This window comes from Blastococcus sp. SYSU D00695, assembly GCF_054050555.1.
This window is the reverse complement of sequence record NZ_JBJGZP010000016.1, coordinates 42,043-62,984: the sequence shown is the minus strand read 5'-3', so window position 1 is coordinate 62,984 and position 20,942 is coordinate 42,043. Positions and strand designations below refer to the sequence as shown.

Annotated in this window: 19 protein-coding genes; 14 read left to right on the top strand and 5 right to left on the bottom strand. The window is 76.3% G+C overall.

The window, feature by feature from the left end; genetic code table 11:
- The first annotated feature begins 15 nt into the window (after positions 1 to 15).
- Positions 16 to 1,647 (top strand): CYTH and CHAD domain-containing protein, encoded by a 1,632-nt coding sequence (locus tag ACI781_RS12325; protein WP_456566396.1) that lies wholly within the window; start codon positions 16 to 18, stop codon positions 1,645 to 1,647.
- A gap of 22 nt (positions 1,648 to 1,669) precedes the next feature.
- Complete coding sequence (locus ACI781_RS12320; protein ID WP_456566395.1) at positions 1,670 to 2,938, top strand: metallophosphoesterase; 1,269 nt, start codon at positions 1,670 to 1,672, stop codon at positions 2,936 to 2,938.
- Here the strand turns inward: ACI781_RS12320 and ACI781_RS12315 are convergent.
- Positions 2,935 to 3,522, bottom strand: a complete 588-nt coding sequence (locus ACI781_RS12315) for a helix-turn-helix domain-containing protein (RefSeq protein WP_456566394.1) — start codon at positions 3,520 to 3,522, stop codon at positions 2,935 to 2,937. The two genes, ACI781_RS12320 and ACI781_RS12315, sit on opposite strands and share 4 nt — an antisense overlap.
- Before the next feature lie 197 nt (positions 3,523 to 3,719).
- Here ACI781_RS12315 and ACI781_RS12310 point away from each other — a divergent pair, with 197 nt between their 5' ends.
- The 3 genes from ACI781_RS12310 to ACI781_RS12300 all read left to right on the top strand — a co-directional run bounded on the left by ACI781_RS12310 (position 3,720) and on the right by ACI781_RS12300 (position 5,610).
- Positions 3,720 to 4,460, top strand: coding sequence for a GntR family transcriptional regulator (locus ACI781_RS12310; RefSeq protein WP_456566393.1), 741 nt, complete (start codon positions 3,720 to 3,722; stop codon positions 4,458 to 4,460).
- A 193-nt stretch (positions 4,461 to 4,653) separates the two neighbouring features.
- Positions 4,654 to 5,124 (top strand): SRPBCC family protein, encoded by a 471-nt coding sequence (locus tag ACI781_RS12305; protein WP_456566392.1) that lies wholly within the window; start codon positions 4,654 to 4,656, stop codon positions 5,122 to 5,124.
- A gap of 207 nt (positions 5,125 to 5,331) precedes the next feature.
- Positions 5,332 to 5,610 (top strand): GlsB/YeaQ/YmgE family stress response membrane protein, encoded by a 279-nt coding sequence (locus tag ACI781_RS12300; protein ID WP_456566391.1) that lies wholly within the window; start codon positions 5,332 to 5,334, stop codon positions 5,608 to 5,610.
- A gap of 22 nt (positions 5,611 to 5,632) precedes the next feature.
- Here the strand turns inward: ACI781_RS12300 and ACI781_RS12295 are convergent, their stop codons facing one another.
- A complete protein-coding gene (locus ACI781_RS12295; protein WP_456566390.1) occupies positions 5,633 to 6,271 on the bottom strand; it encodes an MBL fold metallo-hydrolase in 639 nt (212 codons plus the stop codon).
- Between the two features lie 114 nt (positions 6,272 to 6,385).
- Here ACI781_RS12295 and ACI781_RS12290 point away from each other — a divergent pair, with 114 nt between their 5' ends.
- Positions 6,386 to 6,613: a hypothetical protein gene (locus ACI781_RS12290; protein WP_456566389.1), complete on the top strand. Its 228-nt coding sequence runs from the start codon at positions 6,386 to 6,388 to the stop codon at positions 6,611 to 6,613.
- A gap of 132 nt (positions 6,614 to 6,745) precedes the next feature.
- Here the strand turns inward: ACI781_RS12290 and ACI781_RS12285 are convergent, their stop codons facing one another.
- Genes ACI781_RS12285 through ACI781_RS12275 form a run of 3 tightly spaced genes read right to left on the bottom strand, consistent with a single transcriptional unit; the run spans position 6,746 to position 10,223 of the window.
- Positions 6,746 to 7,522: an enoyl-CoA hydratase-related protein gene (locus tag ACI781_RS12285; protein WP_456566388.1), complete on the bottom strand. Its 777-nt coding sequence runs from the start codon at positions 7,520 to 7,522 to the stop codon at positions 6,746 to 6,748.
- Between the two features lie 52 nt (positions 7,523 to 7,574).
- A complete protein-coding gene (locus ACI781_RS12280; protein ID WP_456566387.1) occupies positions 7,575 to 9,239 on the bottom strand; it encodes an AMP-binding protein in 1,665 nt (554 codons plus the stop codon).
- A 30-nt stretch (positions 9,240 to 9,269) separates the two neighbouring features.
- Positions 9,270 to 10,223, bottom strand: coding sequence for a cyclase family protein (locus ACI781_RS12275; RefSeq protein WP_456566386.1), 954 nt, complete (start codon positions 10,221 to 10,223; stop codon positions 9,270 to 9,272).
- Between the two features lie 232 nt (positions 10,224 to 10,455).
- Between ACI781_RS12275 and efeU the strand changes: the two genes are divergently transcribed.
- The 8 genes from efeU to ACI781_RS12235 all read left to right on the top strand — a co-directional run bounded on the left by efeU (position 10,456) and on the right by ACI781_RS12235 (position 20,884).
- A complete protein-coding gene (gene efeU / locus ACI781_RS12270; RefSeq protein ID WP_456566385.1) occupies positions 10,456 to 11,343 on the top strand; it encodes an iron uptake transporter permease EfeU in 888 nt (295 codons plus the stop codon).
- Entirely contained in the window at positions 11,330 to 12,487 is a 1,158-nt protein-coding gene (efeO, locus tag ACI781_RS12265; protein WP_456566384.1) for an iron uptake system protein EfeO, read from the top strand. Before efeU ends, efeO begins: the two co-directional genes overlap by 14 nt.
- Before the next feature lie 59 nt (positions 12,488 to 12,546).
- The gene (efeB, locus tag ACI781_RS12260) at positions 12,547 to 13,896 is read left to right on the top strand and encodes an iron uptake transporter deferrochelatase/peroxidase subunit (protein WP_456566383.1); all 1,350 of its coding nucleotides are present in this window, start codon (positions 12,547 to 12,549) and stop codon (positions 13,894 to 13,896) included.
- A gap of 206 nt (positions 13,897 to 14,102) precedes the next feature.
- Positions 14,103 to 15,713 (top strand): serine/threonine-protein kinase, encoded by a 1,611-nt coding sequence (locus ACI781_RS12255; protein ID WP_456566382.1) that lies wholly within the window; start codon positions 14,103 to 14,105, stop codon positions 15,711 to 15,713.
- Between the two features lie 72 nt (positions 15,714 to 15,785).
- Positions 15,786 to 17,315: a serine/threonine-protein kinase gene (locus tag ACI781_RS12250; RefSeq protein ID WP_456566381.1), complete on the top strand. Its 1,530-nt coding sequence runs from the start codon at positions 15,786 to 15,788 to the stop codon at positions 17,313 to 17,315.
- 46 nt (positions 17,316 to 17,361) lie between these two features.
- Positions 17,362 to 18,645 (top strand): competence/damage-inducible protein A, encoded by a 1,284-nt coding sequence (locus ACI781_RS12245; RefSeq protein WP_456566380.1) that lies wholly within the window; start codon positions 17,362 to 17,364, stop codon positions 18,643 to 18,645.
- 38 nt (positions 18,646 to 18,683) lie between these two features.
- The gene (locus ACI781_RS12240; RefSeq protein WP_456566379.1) at positions 18,684 to 19,067 is read left to right on the top strand and encodes an SRPBCC family protein; all 384 of its coding nucleotides are present in this window, start codon (positions 18,684 to 18,686) and stop codon (positions 19,065 to 19,067) included.
- A 185-nt stretch (positions 19,068 to 19,252) separates the two neighbouring features.
- The gene (locus tag ACI781_RS12235; RefSeq protein ID WP_456566378.1) at positions 19,253 to 20,884 is read left to right on the top strand and encodes an acyl-CoA dehydrogenase family protein; all 1,632 of its coding nucleotides are present in this window, start codon (positions 19,253 to 19,255) and stop codon (positions 20,882 to 20,884) included.
- Positions 20,885 to 20,942: the final 58 nt, after the last annotated feature.

Genomic DNA, 20,942 nt, shown 5'->3' with positions numbered 1-20,942 from the left:
GAGGAGGACGGCGCGGTGGCTGGGCACGTCGAGGTCGGGCGCACGGTCGAGCCGGGACCGGGGTTCGCCCTGCCGGACCTCACCACGGTCGAGGGCGTGGCCGCCGTCGGCGAGCCGGCCGAGCACCGGCTGACGGCGACCTGCTTCGACACCGCCGACCTGCGGCTGACGCGCGTCGGCATCACCCTGCTCCGCCGCACCGGCGGCCCCGACGACGGCTGGTACCTCGACCTGCCGGCCGGGGGGAACGCCCGCCAGGAGCGGCGCCACCCGCTGGGTCCGCGTCGGACCGTCCCGCCCAAGGCGGTGCTGGAGCCGGCGGTGGGCATCGTGCGGACCGCCCCGGTGACGGCGGTGGCGACGCTGGCCACCACCCGCGTGGTGACCCCGGTGCTGGCCGCCGACGGCCGGGTGCTCGCGGAGGTGGCCGACGACACGGTGACCGGGACCGCGCTCGCGACCGGCCCCGACGCCGCGGCGACGACGACCTCGTGGCGCGAGCTCGGGGTCGTGCTCGTGGACGGCGACGAGGCGCTGCGGGAGGCCGTCGTCGAGGCGCTGCTGGCCGCGGGTGCGGTCGCGTCGGCCCCGCCGTCCGGGCCGGCCCGGGTCCTCGCCGACCGCCTGCCGGGTGAGCCCACTCCCGAGGCCGGGGAGACCAGCGACCGCGTGGACAGGGGCAAGGGCGAGAAGAAGAAGGACAAGAAGGACAGGAAGGGGAAGAAGGGCAAGGAGGGTCGGGGTGCGGCGGCCGCCGTCCCGACCGCCGCCGACGTCGTGCTGGCGGCCCTGGGCCGCCAGGTCGCGGCGCTGCAGGCCGCCGACCTGCTGGTCCGCACCGGCCACCCCGACGGCATCCACGACCTGCGGGTGGCCTGCCGGCGGCTGCGCAGCGTCCTCGCCGCGTTCCGCTCGGTGCTGGAGCGCACGAGCACCGACCCGCTGCGCGAGGAGCTGCGCTGGGTCGGGGCCGGCCTGTCCGCCGCCCGCGACGGCGAGGTGGCGCTGGCCCACCTGCGCGCGCTGGTCGCGGCGCAGCCGGCCGAGCAGGTCCGCGGGCCCGTCGTCGCCCGGCTGCAGACCGCCGCGGTGCAGGACGAGGAGGCCGGCCGGCGCAAGGCGCTGCGGCTGCTGGCCGACCGGCGCTACCTCGCGGTGCTGGACTCCCTCGACGCGCTGCTGACCGTGCCGCCGCTCGCGGCCGCGGCGACCGACCCGGCCGGCCCGGTGCTCGCCACCGCCATCCGGCGCACGGGACGGCGGCTGGCCGAGCGGGTCGAGGCCGCCCGCGCCGACACCGCGGCCGCGCCGGACCAGGACTCCCCGCTGCACGAGGTCCGCAAGGCCGCGAAGCGGGTGCGCTACACCGCCGAGGTCGCCGTCCCGGTGCTGGGCGAGCCGGCCGCGGCGCTGGCGGCGCGCATGGCGGACGTGCAGCAGGTGCTGGGGGACGCGCAGGACACGGTCGCCACCCGCGACTGGTGCCTGCGGCTGGGCCGGGCCGCCGGGGCGGCGGGGGAGACCACCTGGACGTGGGGCCGGCTGCACGCGCTGGAGGAGGCCCGGGCCGCGACCCGCGCGGCCGACTTCTGGCGGCTGGAGCCCGGCCTGGCCGACGTGGTGCGGGCCGCCGCGGCCGGCGCCTGAGCCCGGCGACCGGACCCCGGGGGTGCCCCTGATCGGCCTGCTCGGCTTCGCCGCGGTGGTGCTGCTCGCGCTGCTGCTCCTGCACGGCTACCTGTGGGCCCGGCTCGTCCGCGCCACCACCCGCCCGGGGCCGGTCCGGCGCCGGCTGACCGTGCTGCTCGTCGTCCTCGGCGCGCTGCCGGCGGCCGCCGTCCTGCTCCGCCGCGTGCTGCCCCTGGACGTCGCCGCGCCGCTGGACTGGGTGGCCTACACCTGGCTGGGGACGGCGTTCTACCTGTTCCTCGCGCTGCTGGCGCTGGAACCGGTGCGCCTGGCGGCCCGGCTCCTCCCGGCCCGCCGCACCCGGCCGGCGGCCGCGCCGGTCCGGGCCCCGGTGCCGGCGGCGTGTGGGCCGGAGGACGAGCCGGTGCCGGACCCGGCCGCCGGGGACGGCGGTGTCGCCGACCCCGGCCGGCGGCTGCTGCTGGCCCGCGGGCTGGCCGTGACCGCCGGGGCTCTCGCGCTGGGCACCGCGGGGACGGGGCTGTACCTGGCCAACTCCGCGCCGGTGGTCCGCCGCGTCCCGGTCACCCTCCCCCGCCTGGACCCGGCGCTGGACGGCCTGCGGATCGTCACCTTCTCCGACGGGCACCTGTCGGCGACCTACGGCGGCCGGCGCTTCGAGCGGCTGGTCGAGATCGTGAACGAGCAGCGGCCCGACGTCGTCGCCATCGTCGGCGACCTCGTCGACGGGGACGTCGACGAGCTGGCCGGGGACGCCGCACCGCTGGCCGACCTGGTCAGCGAGCAGGGCGTCTTCTTCGTCACCGGCAACCACGAGTACTTCGTCGACACGGCCGCCTGGCTGCGCCACCTGCCCACGCTCGGGGTGGAGGTGCTGCGCAACGAGCGGGTGGCGATCCGCCGGGGGAGCGCCTCGTTCGACCTGGCCGGCATCGACGACCGGACCGCGGCGAGCTCCGGCCTCCCCGGGCACGGCGCGGACCTCGACGCCGCCCTGGACGGCCGGGACGACGGCGTCCCCGTCGTGCTGCTGGCCCACCAGCCCGTGCAGGTGGAGCAGGCGAGCGCCGCCGGCGTCGACCTGCAGCTGTCGGGGCACACCCACGGCGGCCAGCTGTGGCCCTTCGACCTCGCCATCCGGCTCGACCAGCCCGCCGTGGAGGGGCTGTCCCGGCACGGCGACACCCAGCTCTACGTGACCTCCGGCGCCGGCTACTGGGGCCCGCCCATGCGGATCGGCGCCCGGCCCGAGGTCACCGTGGTCGAGCTGCGCGCCCCGCGGTCCTAGACGGGGCCGCCGAGGGCGCGCAGCGCGGCCATCACCTCGGCGGTGACCTCGACGGGCGATCGGACGCCGTCCTCCTCCGCCCAGCGCAGCAGGGCCAGCGTGAGCGAGGAGAACAGGGCGAGGACGACGAGCTCGGTGGCCAGCCGCCGCTCCGGCGCCAGCGCCGACGGGGGGAGCGACTCCAGCACGATGGTGGCGGCGGCCCGCTCGTACTCGGCGGCGCGCAGGCGCAGCCCCGGCGTCGCCACGACGACGCGCCAGCGGTCGAGCATCTCCTCCAGCGCGGCGCCCTGCGGTGCCGCCAGCCAGGCGAGGATCGCGTCGCGGACGAGGGCGAAGACGGAGTCGCGCGGCTGGTGGCCGGCCAGCACGGCGCGCACCGCCGTCCGGTCCGGCAGCGGCAGGACGACGTTCTCCTTGTTCTGGTAGTGGGCGTAGAAGGTCGGCACGGAGATCCCGGCGGCGGTGGTGATCTCCCCGACGCTGACGGCGTCGTACCCGCGGTCGAGGAACAACCGCATCGCCACGTCGTAGATGCGGCGACGCGTCTCGGCCCGGCGCCGGCTCCGCGGGTCCTGCTTCACGGCGGGCAACCTGCCACGTCCGCGGCCCCTGCGGACCCTGTTCCCTCCTGCGGTCCGCCCGGCCCGCGCCGTCTGGCACTCCCACCCGTTTCCGGTGGCACTGCCGTCCGCTTCCGTGCCGCCGGGTGTCGCTCCGCCGGGCGAGACGTCCCAGACGACATGACGTCCGGACGAGTCGTTCACGTACCGTCGGGTGGGTGACGAGTGCCGTGTCGGGACCGAAGTACCTCTCGGTCCGGGAACACCTGCGCCGGCGGGTGTCCGCGCTGCCGGAGAACACCCTGCTGCCCCCGGAGCCCGTGCTCTGCGCCGAGTACGGCGTCAGCCGGATCACCCTGCGCCGCGCCGTCGACGGCCTGGTCGCCGACGGTCACCTCGTGCGGGAGCAGGGCCGCGGCACCTTCGTGGCCCGCCCGGGGATCCGGCACGAGTACCGCGAGAGCTTCGTGCACCGCATCGCCGGCTGGAGCTCGGTGATGTCCGAGCAGGGCGCCCAGGTCGGCACCACCGTGCTCACCCAGCGGGTCGTCCCGGTGGCGGGGGCGATCGCGTCCGAGCTGGACCTGCCGGTCGCCGCCGACGTCGTGGAGCTGGTCCGGCTGCGCAGCGTCGACGGCGCCCCCAACCACGTCGCGCACAGCTTCCTGCCGGCGGGCCGGTTCCCCGGCGCTGCCGCCGCCGACCTGCACGACGGCTCCCTGTACGACTTCCTGCGCCGCGAGTACGACGCCGACCTGGCGCACGCGCGGATCGTCGTCGACGTCGGCACGGCCACCCCCGAGGAGGCCGACCTGCTGCGGATCACGGCCGGGTCGCCGCTGCTCGTCGTCCGCACCACGGTGCGCGACGGGGCCGGCGCGCCGCTGGTGCACAGCTTCTCCCGGCTGCGGCCGGACGTGTCCCGGGTCGAGTTCGAGGTCTCGGTCGGCTCGCGCTGACCCCACCCGCCTCCCGGCCCTGGGGCTCCTCGCTCGTGGCCCCGCTCGTGGCCTCGCTCGTCTCCCGCTCGTGCCCTCGCTCGTGCCGAGATCGGCGATCTCGGCACCATCGGCGGCTGATGCCGCCGAGATCGCCGATCTCGGCCCCGGGGCGCCGGGGTGCCCGCAGGGTGCCGTGGGAGCATCGACGCCGATGACGACGACGGCGAGCGGCAGCCGGGTGGTGCCCGAGGCGCGCGACGTCGTGTGGCGGGCGCTGGCCGTGCTGGCGCCCTACTGCCCGGTCTGCGACGTCTCCTACGTCGTCGCCGGCTCCGGGACGCCGGGCCGGGGCACCCGCTTCGTGTGCGTGCCGGGTGCGCTCGCCGAGGGGCAGGAGCCGCCCGCCGGTGCCCCCGAGGGCGAGATCGTCGAGTGGCGACCGCAGCGGGCGGTGGGCACCCGCCTGGAGCTGACCCCGGAGACCTGGACGACGCGCATCGAGCTCGACGACGCCGACGGCGGCGGCACGCGCGTCACCGTCACCGTGGGGCACCAGCCGCGGAAGCGGAGCCGGCTCGTCGAGCGGCTGCAGCGCGCGGGCATGCGCCGCCTCGTCCAGACCACCGTCGACGGCGAGCTGGCCCGGGTCCCCGACCACGTGGCGCGGGTCTCCGCGCGCTGACCGCACGGCCGGTCACGCGACCGGCCGCAGGGCGCTGACGAGGCCGGACTCCCCCGGTCGGGTGACGGCCGTGCATCACCGGCCCGACCCGCGGGTATGGGGCCGGCACCAGGCGCCCGATCGGGGGTGACGGCGCCGCCGGTGCACCGGCGAGGACACCCGGCATCCCGCCGGTCAGTCCTGCCGGACGGATCGAAGGAGACAGCTGTGATTGGTCAGATCATCGGGCTCATCGTCGTCGGGCTCATCATCGGCGCCCTGGCTCGCCTGATCACCCCGGGCCGCCAGCACATGAGCATGCTGGCCACCCTGGCGCTGGGCGTCGTCGGCGCGTTCATCGGCGGGACGATCGGCGGGTTCTTCAACGACAGCACGAGCCCGTTCGAGCTCAACGTGCTCGGGTTCGTCTTCGCGGTGATCGCCGCCGTGCTGCTGGTCGGCGTCGCCGAGCGGCTGTCGTCGGGTCGCCGCAGCTCCGTCCGCTGACGACTCCCGGCCGCCGGGGGACTCAGAGCTCGACCGAGTCCCCCGGCGCCAGCCGGCCGTAGGGCGTCGGGGTGCCGGGCCCCCGCTCGCCCAGCAGGCCCCCCACGAGGCCCAGCCCGCGGTCGTTGAGCAACCCGTCGTGCACCGCGTACGCCTGGTCGGCGCCCACCGCGCGGACGTAGTCGATGACCTCCGACACCTTCGACCAGGGCGCGTGCACCGGCAGCAGCAGTGTCGTCACCGGCACGCCGGGGACCGTGAACGCGTCCCCGGGATGGAAGACCTCCCCGCCGACCAGGAACCCGACGTTGGCGACCCGCGGGACCTCCGGGTGGATCACCGCGTGCAGCTCGCCGTGCACCGTGACGTCGAAGCCCGCGACCGTGACCGCGTCGCCGTCGCCCACCACGTGCACCCGGCTGCCCAGGCCCTCCAGCCGGGCGGCGACCGAACCGTTCGTCCACACCTCGAGCGCGGGGTCGGCGTCCATCGCGGCCCGCAGCGGCTCCGGTGCGAGGTGGTCGGGGTGCTCGTGGGTGACGAGCACCGCGCTGGCGCCCTGCAGGACCGCCGGGTCGGTGAACCCCCCGGGGTCGAGGACCAGCCGGCGGTCCCCCTCGGTGAGGACGACGCAGGCGTGGCCGTGCTTGGTCAGCTCCATGCGCCCATCCTGCCGGGCCGGCCCGCTCCCCGTCGCGGGGTCGGCCTCCCCCGCAGGGGTGACGCCGGTGTCGCAGGCCTGCGGCCGCCGGTGCGTGCGGCCGACCACCTGCTCATGAGCGCCTCCGTCGCCGCCCGCACCACGTACGCCGCCGCCCGCAGCCGGGCGCACGGCCCCACCGCCGCCCTGTGGCACGCGGTCGAGCTGCACCGCCACCCGAGCGAGGTCGACGGCGCCTGCGAGCTGACCCTCTGCGGGTCGCTGGCCCGTGTCTCGGTCGAGCAGACCTGGCCGGTCCAGGGTCGGGACGTGTGCGTCTCCTGCACCGCCCTCGCCCGCTGACCCCGCTCAGCAGCCGGTGATGTGCAGTCGTGGCGGGTTCTGGAGCCAGAACGCGCCCTGACCGCACATCACCCGGCCCGCCGAGCGCCCTGACCGCACATCACCCGGCCCGGCCCCGTCCCGGCGCCGGGGTCAGCGGCCGGTGAAGACCGCCGGGCGCTTGGCGAGGAACGCCTCGACCGCCTCGCGGTGGTCGGCGGTCGCGCCCAGCGGGGACTGCAGCTCGGCCTCGAGGGCCAGCGTGTCCTCCAGGGAGTCCGTGGCCGCCGTCGCCAGCACCGTCTTCACCGCCCGGTAGGCGGCGGTCGGGCCCGCCGCCAGCCGGACGGCCAGCGCGCGCGCCTCCTCGGCCACCTGCTCGGCGGGGACGACCCGGTGCACCAGCCCCCACTGCGCCGCGGTCTCGGCCGGGAAGGGCTCGGGGAGCAGGAGCATCTCGGCCGCGCGCGAGCCGCCGACGCAGTGCACCAGCCGGGAGGCCAGCGCGGAGTCACTGGACAGGCCGATGGCCGTGAACGCCGTGGTGAACTTGGCGCCCGCCGCGGCCACCCGCAGGTCGCCGGCGAGCGCGATGCCCAGGCCCGCGCCGGCGCACGCGCCGTTGATGCCGACGACGAGCGGCACCCGCACCGCGGCCAGCGCCAGCACCAGCGGGTTGTACTCGTCCCGGACGACGTGCAGCGACCGCTCGGCGTCCCCGCGCAGCGAGGCCACGTGCTCGTCGAGGTCCTGCCCGACGCAGAAGGCCCGGCCGGACCCGGTCAGCAGCACGGCGCGCACCGACTCGTCGGCCGCCACCTCGGTCACGACGGCCAGCAGCTCCCGCCGCATCGCCGCGGTCAGTCCCGGCCGCTGCAGGGTGATCGTCGCGACGCCGTCCGCGTCCTGCCGGGACACCGTGCTCGTCATCCGTCGTCCTCCCGTGCGCCAGGGCCGGACCGCGCCCGCCGCGGCCCGCCGGTCACCCTGCCACGCCGCGCCCCCGCAGCTCGCGGCGGAGGATCTTGCCGGTCACGGTCTTGGGCAGCTCGTCGAGGAACTCCACCTGCCGCGGGTACTTGTAGGCGGCCATCCGCTCCTTGCAGTGCGCGATGAGCTCCTCGGGGGTGACCTGGGCGCCCGACTTGAGGCTGACGTAGGCCTTCACCGTCTCCCCGCGCTTCTCGTCGGGGACGCCGACGACGGCGGACTCGCGGACGGCCGGGTGCTCGGCCAGCACGTCCTCGACCTCGCGCGGCCACACCTTGTAGCCCGACGCGTTGATCATGTCCTTCTTGCGGTCGACGATGTAGACCCAGCCGTCGGGGTCCATGAACCCGACGTCGCCGCTGCGCAGCGCCCCGCCGGGGAGCCCGGCCGCGGTCTCCTCGGGCTTGCCCCAGTAGCCGGCCACCACCTGCGGCCCCTCGGCGACGATCTCGCCGATCTCGCCGAGCGGCAGGTCGCGGTGCTCGTCGTCCTGGATGCGGACGATCGTGTTCGGCGCCGGCACCCCGACCGACAGCGCCCCGGAGGTCGGGTCGACCGGCGACGGCGCGCCGAACGGCGTCACGGTCATCGGCGACGTCGTCTCCGTCAGGCCGTAGGCGTTGTGCACCTGGATGCCGGTGGCCTCGCGGAACGCCTTCTCCGCGGTCGGGGAGATCGCCGCGCCGCCGGAGTAGACCGAGGTGAACGAGGCGAAGTGGTCGCGGGTGAAGCCGGGGGCGTGGAGCAGGGCGTTGAGCGCGGTGATCGCCCCGATGGTGAACGCCGGCCGGTGCTCGACCAGCGCGTCGAGCACCACCTGCGGCTCGAAGCGGTAGGCCAGCACCAGCGGCGCGGGCACCAGCATGCTCACCGCGATGTGCCCGATCAGCCCGGTGATGTGGAACAGCGGGGCGATGCCGAAGACCGCCCCGTCCCGCCCGGCGTGCGTCCAGTCCCGGTAGACCTGCGCGGTGAAGACGACGTTGCGGTGGGTGTTCATCGCGCCCTTGGGCACCCCGGTCGTCCCCGACGTGTAGGTCAGGAACGCGACGTCGTCCGGGCCGAGGGAGGCCGCCGGTGGGGCCTGCCCGCGGAAGCGGCCGGCGAACTCCAGCAGGTCCTCGGTCCCCTCGTGCCGCTGCCGGCGGGTGCCGGCGAACAGCCGCGGGTCGTCGCGGGTCTGGAAGTCCAGCTCGCTGGTGGTGAGCACGAGCCGCACGTCGGTGCCGGGCACGACGTCGCGGGCGACCTCGTCGTACAGCGCCTCCAGGGACAGCAGCACCGTCGCCCCGGAGTCGGCCAGCAGGTAGGACAGCTCCCGCGCCCGGCTCATCGGGTTGATCGAGACCATGACGCCGCCGGCCTTCCAGGTCGCCACCATCGCGATGACGAACTGGGGCACGTTCTGCAGGTAGACGGCGAGGCGGTCGCCCGGGGTGAACCCCGAGTCGAGCAGCCCGGTGGCCAGCGCGTCGCTGAGCTCGTCGAGCTCCCGCCGGGTCACCGTGCCGTCGAAGTACCGCAGCGCCACGCCGTCGGGGTCGCGCCGGACGCCGGCGCGGAACATGTCCAGCGCGTTGCCGAACTCGATCCCGAGGTCGGCCGGCAGGCCCTCGGCGTACCGGGCCAGCCAGGGGCGCTCGTCGTAGACGCTCACGTCGACACCTCGCACGCGCTCACCGCGGGCCTACTTGATCGCCAGCGGGTTCACCGGCGAGCCGGTGGCCAGGTGGATCTTCAGCGGCGCCGCGGCCCAGAGGAACGCGTACTGCCCGTCGTCCGCGCAGTCGGCGGCCAGTTCCTCCAGGTCGCAGATCTCGGTGAGCGTGACGCCGAGGTTGCGCATCAGCGCGCAGTGCAGCGGGAGGGCCGTGCCGTTGTTCGGGTCGTAGGTGACCTCGTTGGCGATCGTGTCGGTGGCGAGGTTGGGGATCTCCATGTCCTGGAACCAGCGCACCAGCTCGGGGCTGTAGACCAGGCCCGGCTCGTTGAAGCCCTCGTAGAACGCGTCGCCCTGCTCGTGGAACAGCTGCAGGAAGTTCGTGCGGATCACCAGGACGTCGCGCTTCTCGATCGGCGTCCCCTGGGCCTCGGCGCAGGCGACGAGGTCCTCGTGGGTGAACGTCTCGCCCTTCTCCAGGGTGGTCTTCCCGCGGAAGCGGGCCATGTCCAGCAGGAGCCCGCGGCCGACGACGCCGCGGCGGGCGATCGGCTCGACGCTGGCCTTGTCCATGCCCCCGACGGTCGTGCGGGCGTCGTAGCCGTTCCAGATCTGGCCGCCGTACCAGACGTGACCGAGCGCGTCGTACTGCGTGGAGCCCTGCAGGAACGCGTTGATCTTGTCGTCGGCGTAGTGCAGGCCGCCGGGGAACTGCGGCGCGTCGGGGGAGTCCCAGCTGGACTCGTCGAGGATCTGGGTGCGCTCGGCCGGCTTGCGGCCCGGCCACACCGGGTCGCCCTTCGGGTCGCCGATCAGCCGCTGCAGCGTGAACACCTTGCCCTGCCGCACGTGCCGGACCCCGCGCAGCACCTCGTCCGCGGTGAGGTAGTTGAGCGACCCGACCTCGTCGTCGTCGCCCCACTTCCCCCAGTTGGTGGGCGCGTCGGCCAGGACCTCGGTCATGTCGGGGGCGTCGGGCACGGGGGGTCTCCTCGAGGTGACGGGCGGCAGGACGTGTCCACCGTCACAGTGTCGGGTCGGCCGGGCAAGCCCCCGGCCGAGCGCGGGCCACCGGTGCAACCTCGGTGCAACGTCACAGGCGGACGGGTCCGCCCGCGCCCGGGACGGGCGCCGGTCGCAGGATCGGTGAGTAAGGTGTGCCTGCCCTGAGCCGGACGGCGGGGTCCCGTCGATCGCGGAAGAGCGGTGGCCCGTGTTTCTCGCCAGCTTCCTCATCGGCCTGCGCGAGGGCCTGGAGATGGTGCTCGTCGTCTCGGTCCTCGTCGCCTACCTCGTCAAGACCGGCCGGCGCCGCCACCTGCCCGCCGTCTGGTCCGGCGTCGGCGTCGCCGCGGCTCTGTCGATCGGCTTCGGCGCGGTGCTGTCCTACGTGTCCACGACGGTGCTCGGCGGCCCCGGGCAGGAGCTGTTCGACGCGATCACCTCGACGGTCGCGGTCGCGCTCGTCACCTGGATGGTCTTCTGGATGCGGACGGCGGGCCGCCGCCTCTCCGGCGAGCTGCGCGGCCAGCTCGACGGCGCGCTGGGCCGCACCGCCGGCCTGGGTGTCGCGACCGTCGTCGGCATCGCCTTCCTCGCCGTCGTCCGCGAGGGCCTGGAGACCACGCTGCTGTTCTTCGCCTCCGCCCAGGGCGCGGTCAGCCCCCAGCCGCTGCTCGGCCTCGGCGCCGGCCTGCTGGCCGCGGTCGTGCTCGGGATCGCCCTCTACCTGGGCGCCGTCCGCATCGACATCGGCCGGTTCTTCACCATCAGCGGCCTGCTGCTGATCCTCGTCGCCGCCGGGATCTTCAAGTACGCCGTCCACGACTTCCAGGAGGCCGGCGTGCTGCCCGGCCTGACCGTCCACGCCTTCGACGCCTCCTCCTGGCTGACGCCGGGCACCTGGTACGCCGAGTTCCTCCGCGGGCTGGTCAACCTCACCCCGCAGCCGTCGGTGCTCGAGACGGTCGCCTGGCTGGCCTACCTGGTGCCCGTGCTGGCGTTCTTCCTCTGGCCGTCCCGCCCGGCCCCCCGTTCCCCCGGCGCCTCGCCGGCCCCCGCCCCCACCCAGTCGGAGACCACCGAGCATGTCCGTTCGTGACCGTCGCACCCTCCCCCTCGTCGCCGTCGGCCTGCTGGCCGCGCTGACCGCCGCCGCCTGCTCCTCCGGCGACGACGGCGGGTCCAGCGGTGGCGGGGGCGAGGCGGCCGACACGATCGCGGTCGCGGCCACCGACGACGCCTGCGACGTCGACGCGACCGAGCTGCCGGCCGGCACGCACGAGTTCCAGGTCACCAACAGCGGCTCGCAGGTCACCGAGTTCTACGTCTACGCCGACGGCGACCGCGTCATGGGCGAGGTCGAGAACATCGCGCCCGGCGTGGCGCGCAGCCTGCTCGTCGAGCTGCCCGCCGGCGACTACCAGACCGCCTGCAAGCCCGGCATGGTCGGCGACGGGATCCGCTCGGACCTCACGATCACCGGTGAGGCCCAGCAGCTCAGCGAGAACGAGACCCTCGCCCAGGCCGGCCGGGACTACCAGCGCTACGTGCAGAGCCAGACCGCCGCGCTGCTGGAGCAGACCACCGCCTTCGTCGACGCCGTCAAGGCCGGCGACATCGAGGGCGCCAAGGCGCTGTACCCGGTCGCGCGCACCTACTGGGAGCGGATCGAGCCGGTCGCGGAGAGCTTCGGCGACCTCGACCCGGTCATCGACGGCCGCGAGGGCGACCAGGAGGAGGGGCAGGACTTCACCGGCTACCACCGCATCGAGCAGGCGCTCTGGGTGGCCGGGGACGTGTCGGACATGGGCCCCTACGCCGACCAGCTGCTGGCGAACGTGCAGGAGATCGTCGACCGCGCGAACGAGGTCACGCTGGAGCCGCTGCAGCTGGCCAACGGCGCCAAGGCGCTGCTGGACGAGATCGCCACCGGCAAGATCACCGGCGAGGAGGAGCGGTACTCCCACACCGACCTGTGGGACTTCGCCGCCAACCTCGAGGGGTCCGAGGCCGCCGTCCAGGCGCTGCGGCCGTTCCTCGCCGAGGCCGACGCCGACCTGGTCGCCGAGATCGACGAGCGCTTCGCCGCCACCGAGGCGGAGCTGGAACAGTACCGGTCGGGCGACGGTTGGCTGCTGCAGAACGAGCTCACCGAGGACCAGCTGCAGGGCCTGAGCGACAGCATCACCGCCCTGTCCGAGTCCGTGGGCCGGGTCGCCTCCGTGGTGGCCGACGCCCAGTGACCCCCGCCCGGTGACCCCCGCCCTGTGACCCCCACGACCTCCCCGGAGCACGAGGGACGATGAGCGACACCCCGACCCCCGACGCCGAGCAGCCGGCCGGCACCGCGACCCCGGCCGGCACCGCACCGCCGGCCGGCCTGTCCCGGCGGCGCCTGCTGGGCGCGTTCGGCGCGGGGACGGCGGGCGTCCTCGCGGGCGGCGTCGGCGGCATCGCCCTGGGCCGGGCGACCGCGGAGCCGGCGCGCACCGACGTCGCCACCGCCGCCACCGAGGCCGTTCCGTTCACCGGGGAGCACCAGGCCGGCATCGTCACCCCGGCCCAGGACCGGCTGCACTTCGTCGCGCTCGACGTCACCACCGACAGCCGCGACGAGCTGGTGCAGCTGCTGCGCGACTGGACCGCCGCCGCCCGACGGATGACCCAGGGGCAGGACGCCGGCCCGGTGGGCGCGGTCGGGGGCGGGGAGTACGACGTCCCCGACGACACCGGCGAGGCCATCGGCCTGCCGCCGGCCGGGCTGACCCTCACGATCGGCTTTGGCCCCACCCTGTTCACCACCGCCGACGGCGTCGACCGCTTCGGGCTGGCCGGCCGCCGGCCCGCGCCGCTGGTCGAGCTGCCCTCCTTTGCCGGCGACCAGATCGACCCGGCGATCAGCGGCGGTGACCTGTGCATCCAGGCCTGCGCGAACGACCCGCAGGTGGCCGTGCACGCCGTCCGCAACCTGGTCCGGCTCGGCGCCGGCGTGGTGAGCGTCCGCTGGTCGCAGCTGGGGTTCGGCCGGACGTCGTCCACCAGCACCGGGCAGTCGACCCCGCGCAACCTCTTCGGGTTCAAGGACGGCACCGACAACCTCAAGGCCGAGAACGCGAGCACGCTCGACCGGTTCGTGTGGGTCGGCGACGAGGACACCGCCGGGGCCGACGACTGGCTGCGTGGCGGCAGCTACCTGGTCACCCGGCGCATCCGGATGCTGATCGAGCCCTGGGACAGCTCCACCCGGCGTGAGCAGGAGCGGACGATCGGCCGGACCAAGGACCGGGGCGCCCCCCTCGGGCAGCGCGACGAGTTCGACCCGGTGGACTTCACCGCGCAGGTCGACGGGGACTTCGCCATCCCCGAGACCAGCCACGTCTTCCTCGCCCACCCGACCAACTCGGGGACGGCGATCCTGCGCCGCGGCTACAGCTTCGTCGACGGCAGCGACGGCCTGGGACGGCTGGACGCCGGCCTGTTCTTCATCGCCTTCCAGCGGAACCCGGAGACCGGGTTCGTGCAGGTCCAGCGCAACCTGCGGTCCGACGCGATGAACGAGTACATCCGGCACACCTCCTCGGCCGTGTTCGCCTGCCCGCCCGGCGTCCGCGACGACGCCGACTGGTGGGGGCGCGCCCTCTTCGAGGGCTGACCCGGCCCCGGGCGCTCCCGGCGTGCCGCTGGGTCGCCCGAGCCGCGTTCCCCGCGGGTGTGGCGCGCGTGACACGGGTGGGGGAGAAGTGACGCGTGGTGCCGGTACCGCGACGGGCCGATGCCTGGGAGGATGTCGGCGGCGGACGGCGGTGGACACCGGGGGGACCGGCGGACCGACGCCCCACCGCTGCTGCACTGGGCACGTTGGCGAGGGGGACCGCGGTGGTGGAGCCGGGGCGGCGCGATCTGGGTGGGCGCTACGAGCTCGTCCGGCTGATCGCCTCCGGGGGCATGGGCCAGGTGTGGCGGGGCACCGACGTCCTGCTCGGCCGGCCCGTGGCGGTCAAGGTCCTGCGCAGCGAGTACACCGGCGACCCGACGTTCCTGGCCCGCTTCCGGGCGGAGGCGCAGCACGCGGCCGCGCTGTCGCACCCGAACATCGCCGGCGTCTTCGACTACGGGGAGACCTCCTCGGAGCACGGCGAGACCCTGGCCTACCTGGTGATGGAGCTCGTCGAGGGCGAGCCGCTGTCGGCGGTGCTGCGCCGCGAGGGCCGGCTGGACGCCGCCACGACGCTGTCGGTGCTCCAGCAGACGGCCTCGGCGCTGGCCGAGGCGCACCGGGTGGGGCTGGTGCACCGGGACGTGAAGCCCGGCAACATCCTCGTCTGCCCCGACGGCAGCGTGAAGATCACCGACTTCGGGATCGCCTGGTCGGCCGGCAGCGTGCCGCTGACGCGCACCGGGCAGGTCATCGGCACCCCCCAGTACCTCTCCCCGGAGCAGGCCGAGGGGCGGCTGGCCACGCCGGCCAGCGACGTCTACGCGCTCGGCCTGGTCGGCTACGAGTGCCTGGCCGGGCGCCCGGCCTTCGACGGCGACAACGCCGTCACCATCGCGCTCAAGCAGCTGCGCGAGGACCCGCAGCCGCTGTCGGAGGAGCTCCCGACGGGCGTCCGCACGATCATCACGCGGGCGCTGGCCAAGGACCCGGCGGCCCGCCTCGCCGACGGCGCCGCGTTCGCCGCCGCGATCGCCGACACCCGGGCCGGCCGCCCGATCGCCCCGCCGCCGGTGGCTCCCGCCCCGCCGGCGCCGCCGTCGGTGCCGGCCGGGGACACCGGCGTCATCCCGGTGGGCGCCCGCCGCACGCCCCCGCCGCCGGCCCGGCGCCGGGCCAGCGCGCTGCTGGTGCCGCTGGTCGCCCTGCTGCTGGGGGCCGCCGCGGCGGCCGGGGTCTTCCTCGCGCTGTCCGACCCGCCGCCGCCCGCGCCGGTCGCCGCCGCGCAGACCCAGGAGGCGGGGGAGCTGGTCCTCGCCGGCGAGGACTACGTCGCCCGGCCCGTCGACGACGTGGCCGCGGAGCTGTCCGCCCTCGGGCTGAGCGTCTTCCGGCACCCCGAGGTCAGCGCCGTCGCCGCGCCCGGCACCGTCACCCGGCTCGACCCGACCGGCCGGGCGCTGCGGCAGGGCGACGACGTGCACGTCTGGTTCGCCCTCGCCCCCGACGGCGGCACCGGGACCGGTGACCGGCCCGGCAGCGGTGCCGGCGCGGGCGGGCTCGCCGCGGTCAGCGACGACGAGCCGCTGCCCGGCGAGGTCCTGCCGACGCCGCCGACGACGACGGCGTCCCCGACCCCGACCGCGCCCGGCCCGGGGACGTCCGCCCCGACCGGGTCGGGCTCGAGCGCCACGGCCACCGCGACGGCGACCACCAGCGCGACCGCCACGGCCACCACGACCCCGCCGACGGAGACGGCGACGCCGACCGACGACGAGACCCCGCCCGCGACCTCGAGCGCCGCCACCCCCTGACCCGGGGTTTCCGGACGGCCCCGTCCGGGGCATCCCCCCGCGGCACGGGGACGGCGGACGGGGGCGCGCAGGGTGGGTGGACCGGTCCGTCGCGTCCTCGGGGAGCGCTACGAGCTGCGGGAGCTGCTGGCCACCGGCGGCATGGGGCGCGTGTGGCGGGCCTGCGACCTGCGCCTGGGGCGGACCGTGGCGGTCAAGCTGCTGCGCAGCGAGTACACCGACGACGAGGTGTCGCTGGCGCGCTTCCGGGCCGAGGCGCAGCTGTCGGCGCAGCTCGTGCACCCCAACATCGCGGCCCTGCACGACTACGGCGAGGTGACCGCCGGCGCGGACCCCGGGGCGGAGGTGTCGGCGTACCTGGTCATGGAGCTGGTCGAGGGCGAGTCCCTGGCCACCCGGCTGGCGCGCGAGCCCCGGCCGCCGGTGGCGCTGGTGCTCGACGTCCTGGACCAGACGGCCGCCGCGCTGGCCGCGGCGCACGCCGCCGGCGTGGTGCACCGCGACGTCAAGCCGGGCAACGTCCTGCTCGGGGACGACGGCGTCGTGCGCATCACCGACTTCGGCATCGCCTGGACGTCCACCAGCGCGCCGCTCACCCGCACCGGGCAGGTGGTCGGCACCGCCTCCTACCTCTCGCCCGAGCAGGCCGAGGGCCGGCAGGCGGGCCCGGCCAGCGACGTCTACGCGCTCGGGATGGTCGCCTACGAGTGCCTGGCGGGGGAGCGCGCCTTCGATGGCGAGAGCCCCGTGCAGATCGCGCTGCGGCAGATCCGCGAGGAGCCGGCGCCGCTGCCGGCCGACGTGCCCGAGAACGTCCGTCGGCTCGTGGACCGGATGCTGGTCAAGGACCCGGCCGGGCGCCTGGCCGACGGCGCGGCGGTGCGGGCCGCGGTCGCCGACGTCCGCGCGGGCCGCCGGCTCGACCCGGTGCGGGCGCCCCGCACCCGGGTCCTCCCGGTGCCGGTGCGGTCCCGCGGCCGGCGGGCGCTGGTGCCGCTGGCCACGCTGCTGGTCGGGGCGGGCCTGGGGGTGGGGCTGCTGTCCCTGACCACCCCGGCCGACCCCGGTCTGCCGGCCGCCGCCGCGGGGACCGGCGGGGCGGCGGGGTCGCCGGCGCCGGTCGAGGTGACCGCCGCGGAGCTGGTGGGCCGGCCCGCCGACGAGGTCGCCGCGGAGCTGACCGCGCGCGGCCTGCAGGTGGCGCGGCAGACGGCGCAGACCGCGGCGTCCGCGCCGGGCCTGGTGACCGCCGTCGGGCCCACCGGCGCGCTGGCCGCCGGGACCCGGGTCACCCTCACCGTGGCCGTCGCGCCGCCCGCGCCGTCGTCCGTGCCCCCGTCGGTGCCGCCGGTGTCCGTGCCGCAGCCCGTGCCGCCGTCCGTGCCGTCGTCGTCCGTGCCGGTGGACGGCGGCCCGGCCACCGCCGACCCCGGGACGTCGGCCGCCGTGCCGCCTGCGGCCGAGGCGCCCGCCCCGGCTCCCGGCGGCGGGCAGGGCAACGGGCACGGGAACGGCAACGGGCACGGGAGCGGCAACGGCGGCGGGCAGGGCAACGGGAACGGCAACGGCGGCGGGAACGGCCGCGGGAACGGGCGGGGCTGACCGCTCGCGAGGGGTGGCGGGCGCGGGGCCTGCCTAAGGTCGCAGCGTGGGTACGCGCGCAGGCATCGTCGTGACCGGCACCGAGGTGCTCACCGGGCGGGTGGCCGACCGCAACGGCCCGTGGCTGGCCGAGCAGCTGCGGCAGTCCGGGGTGGACGTGGCGTCGGTGGTGGTGGTCGGGGACCGGCCGGAGGACCTGCGGGCCGCGCTGGACTTCCTCGCCGGGTCCGGCGCGGACCTGCTGATCACCTCGGGCGGGCTGGGCCCCACCGCCGACGACCTCACCGCCCAGGTGGTCGGGGACTGGCAGGGGCGCCCGTCGGCGGTCGACCCGGAGCTGGCGGCGCGCATCGACGCGATCGTGACGCGGCTGACCGCCCGCCGCGGGTGGCGGGTGGACCCGCAGGCGCAGGCCGCCGGCGTCGAGAAGCAGGCGCGGGTGCCGGCCGGCGCGACGGTGCTGGAGCCGGTCGGCACCGCGCCCGGCCTCGTCGTCCCCCCGGCCGAGGGGCGCAGCGGGCCGCCGGTCGTCGTCCTGCCCGGACCGCCGCCGGAGCTGCAGGGCATGTGGCCGGCCGCGATCGCCGCCGCCCCGGTCGCGCGGGTGCTGGCCGCCGGCGGGGAGCTGCGCCAGGAGACAGTCCGGCTGTGGGGCACGCTCGAGGCGCAGCTGGCCGCCACGCTGCGCGAGCACGACGCCGAGCTGGCCGGGCTGGAGATCACCACCTGCCTGCGCGACGGCGAGCTGGAGATCGTCACCCGCTACGGGCCCGAGGCCCAGCCCGCCTACGACCGGCTCGCGGCGGTGCTCGCCGGCGAGTACGGCGACACCCTGTACTCGACGGGCCCGACGGTCGACGACCTGGTGGCCGGCGCCCTGGCCGAGCGGGGACTCACGATCGCCACCGCCGAGTCCTGCACCGGCGGGCTGCTGGTCGCCCGGCTCACCGAGCGGCCGGGCTCCTCGGCCTGGGTCCTCGGCGGGGTGTGCTCCTACGCCAACTCCGCCAAGGAGGCGATGGCCGACGTCCCCGCGCCGATGATCGCCGAGCACGGCGCGGTGAGCGCCGAGGTCGCCCGCGCGCTGGCCGACGGCGCCCGGGCCCGCTTCGGCGCCGACGTCGGCGTCGGCATCACCGGCGTCGCCGGTCCGGGCGGGGGGTCGGCGGAGAAGCCGGTGGGCACCGTGCACCTGTGCGCGGTCGGCCCGGACGGCGTGGTGGCCCGCGCCGTCCGCCTGCCGGGGTCGCGGTCGGCGGTGCGGGCGCGGTCGGTCGTGCTGGCGATGCAGATGCTGCGCGAGCTGCTGCTCGGCGGGCCCCCCGCGTGACGAGGAGAGCCTGAGGAGGACGGCGTGAGGAGGACGGCATGACGACGACGACGCTGCACGCGACCGGGCCGCTGCCCCCGGGCCAGGTCTGGGACCGCTACCTCTACCTGGACCGCTGGCCGAAGTGGGCGCCGCAGATCACCGGCGTCGACTGCCCGCACCGGCTGCTGACCGCCGGCGCCCGCGGCCGGGTGCACGGGTTCGGCGTCCCGCTGCCGTTCACGGTCGAGTCGGTCGACCCGCACGCCCGCTCCTGGACGTGGTCGGTCGGCGCCGGCCCGCTGCGGCTGCGCCTGCACCACTGGGTGACCGAGGGTCCGGACGGCGGCACGACCACCGGCCTGCGCACGACCGGCCCCGCGCCGCTGGTGCTGCCCTACGTGCCGCTCGCGCAGTGGGCGCTGCACCGCCTGGTCCGCTGACCGCCCCTGCCCCGCCCGCCGTCCCCACCCCCGCCCCTCCTCCGGCGAGATCGGCGATCTCGGCGGCATGAGCGGCTGATCCCGCCGAGATCGGCGATCTCGGCGGCATGAGCGGCTGATCCCGCCGAGATCGGCGATCTCGGCGCGGTTCCACGTGGAACCCGCCGGGTCCTACCGTCCTGGCCATGAGCGCCACCCACGAGGTGACCAACCAGGTGCCGCCGCTGGCCGGCCACGACCCGATCGCCGGGGACGCCGCCCTGGCCGAGGCCTGCGTGCGGCACGCGGACGCGGCGACGCTCGCCTCCCTGGCCGACCTCGGCGCGCTGGCCGGCAGCGAGCAGGCGCGGGAGTGGGGCCGGCTGGCCGACGAGAACCGGCCGGTGCTGCGGACCCACGACCGCTACGGCAACCGCGTCGACGAGGTCGAGTTCCACCCGGCCTGGCACGAGCTGATGCGGACGGCGGTCGGGCACGGCCTGGCCGGCGCCCCCTGGCGCCAGGACCCCGCCGACCCGAGCCCGCACGCGCACGTCCGCCGGGCGGTGGGCTACCTCGGCTGGACGCAGGTCGAGATGGGCCACGGCTGCCCGGTGACCATGACCTACGCCGCCGTCCCGGCCCTGCGTGCCGCCCCGGACCTGGCCGCGGTCTGGGAGCCGGGGCTGACCGGCCGCGGCTACCGGCCCGGGCTCACCGACCCGGCGGCCAAGCCCGGCCTGGTCGCCGGCATGGGGATGACCGAGAAGCAGGGCGGCTCCGACGTCCGCGCCACGGCCACCCGCGCCGTGCCGGCCGACGACGGCACGTACGCGCTGACCGGGCACAAGTGGTTCACCTCGGCGCCGATGAGCGACGTGTTCCTGGTGCTGGCCCGGTTGCCCGAGGGCGTCACCTGCTTCCTGGTGCCGCGGGTGCTGCCCGACGGCAGCCGCAACGTCTTCCGGCTGCAGCGGCTCAAGGACAAGCTCGGCGACCGGGCCAACGCCTCCGGCGAGGTGGAGTTCGACGGGACGACGGCGTGGCTGGTGGGCGAGCCCGGCCGCGGCGTCCCGACGATCATCGAGATGGTCGCGACGACCCGGCTGGACTGCGTGCTCGGGTCGGCGGCCACGATCCGCGCGGCGCTCACCCAGGCCCTGCACCACGCCCGGCACCGGCGCGCGTTCGGGGCCCTGCTGGCCGACCAGCCGCTGATGCAGAACGTGCTGGCCGACCTGGCGGTGGAGAGCGAGGCGGCGACGGCGCTGGCGATCCGGCTGGCCGCCGCGGTCGACGCCGGGGAGTCGGCGTTCCTGCGGCTGGCCGTCGCCGCGGCGAAGTTCTGGGTCTGCAAGCGGACGCCGGGCGTGGTCGCCGAGGCGCTGGAGGTGCTCGGCGGCAACGGCTACGTCGAGGAGTCGGGCATGCCGCGCCTGTACCGGCAGGCGCCGCTGAACTCGATCTGGGAGGGCTCGGGCAACGTCATCGCCCTCGACGTCCTGCGCGCGCTGGGCCGCTCGGCGGCGTCGGTGGCCGCCGTCGACGCGGAGCTCGACCTCGCCCGCGGCGCCGACGACCGCTACGACGCGGCGGTCCGCCGGCTGCGCGCGGAGCTGGCCGACGCCGAGGGCCTGGAGACGCGCGCGCGGCGGGTGGCCGGCCTGCTGGCCCTGTGCCTGCAGGGGTCGCTGCTGCTGCGGCACGCGCCCGCGGAGGTCGCCGGGACCTTCTGCGCGACCCGGCTCGGCGGGGACTGGGGAGTCGTGCCGGGGACGCTGCCTGCGGGAACGCCGGCGGCCCGGATCGCGGCGCGGGCGGTGGTCGCACCGACCTGACGCGACCGGTGCCCGGAACGGCGGCGTGCCACTACTCTCGGAGGTGCGTCGGACTCCG

What these genes read in the sequence shown, in the direction of transcription:
- ACI781_RS12290 (WP_456566389.1), top strand. Translation starts at nt 6,386, where the DNA reads ATGAGCGCCTCCGTCGCCGCCCGCACCACGTACGCCGCCGCCCGCAGC.
- ACI781_RS12240 (WP_456566379.1), top strand. Translation starts at nt 18,684, where the DNA reads ATGACGACGACGACGCTGCACGCGACCGGGCCGCTGCCCCCGGGCCAG.
- ACI781_RS12305 (WP_456566392.1), top strand. Translation starts at nt 4,654, where the DNA reads ATGACGACGACGGCGAGCGGCAGCCGGGTGGTGCCCGAGGCGCGCGAC.
- ACI781_RS12285 (WP_456566388.1), bottom strand. Translation starts at nt 7,522, where the DNA reads ATGACGAGCACGGTGTCCCGGCAGGACGCGGACGGCGTCGCGACGATC.
- efeO (WP_456566384.1), top strand. Translation starts at nt 11,330, where the DNA reads ATGTCCGTTCGTGACCGTCGCACCCTCCCCCTCGTCGCCGTCGGCCTG.
- ACI781_RS12235 (WP_456566378.1), top strand. Translation starts at nt 19,253, where the DNA reads ATGAGCGCCACCCACGAGGTGACCAACCAGGTGCCGCCGCTGGCCGGC.
- efeB (WP_456566383.1), top strand. Translation starts at nt 12,547, where the DNA reads ATGAGCGACACCCCGACCCCCGACGCCGAGCAGCCGGCCGGCACCGCG.
- ACI781_RS12295 (WP_456566390.1), bottom strand. Translation starts at nt 6,271, where the DNA reads ATGGAGCTGACCAAGCACGGCCACGCCTGCGTCGTCCTCACCGAGGGG.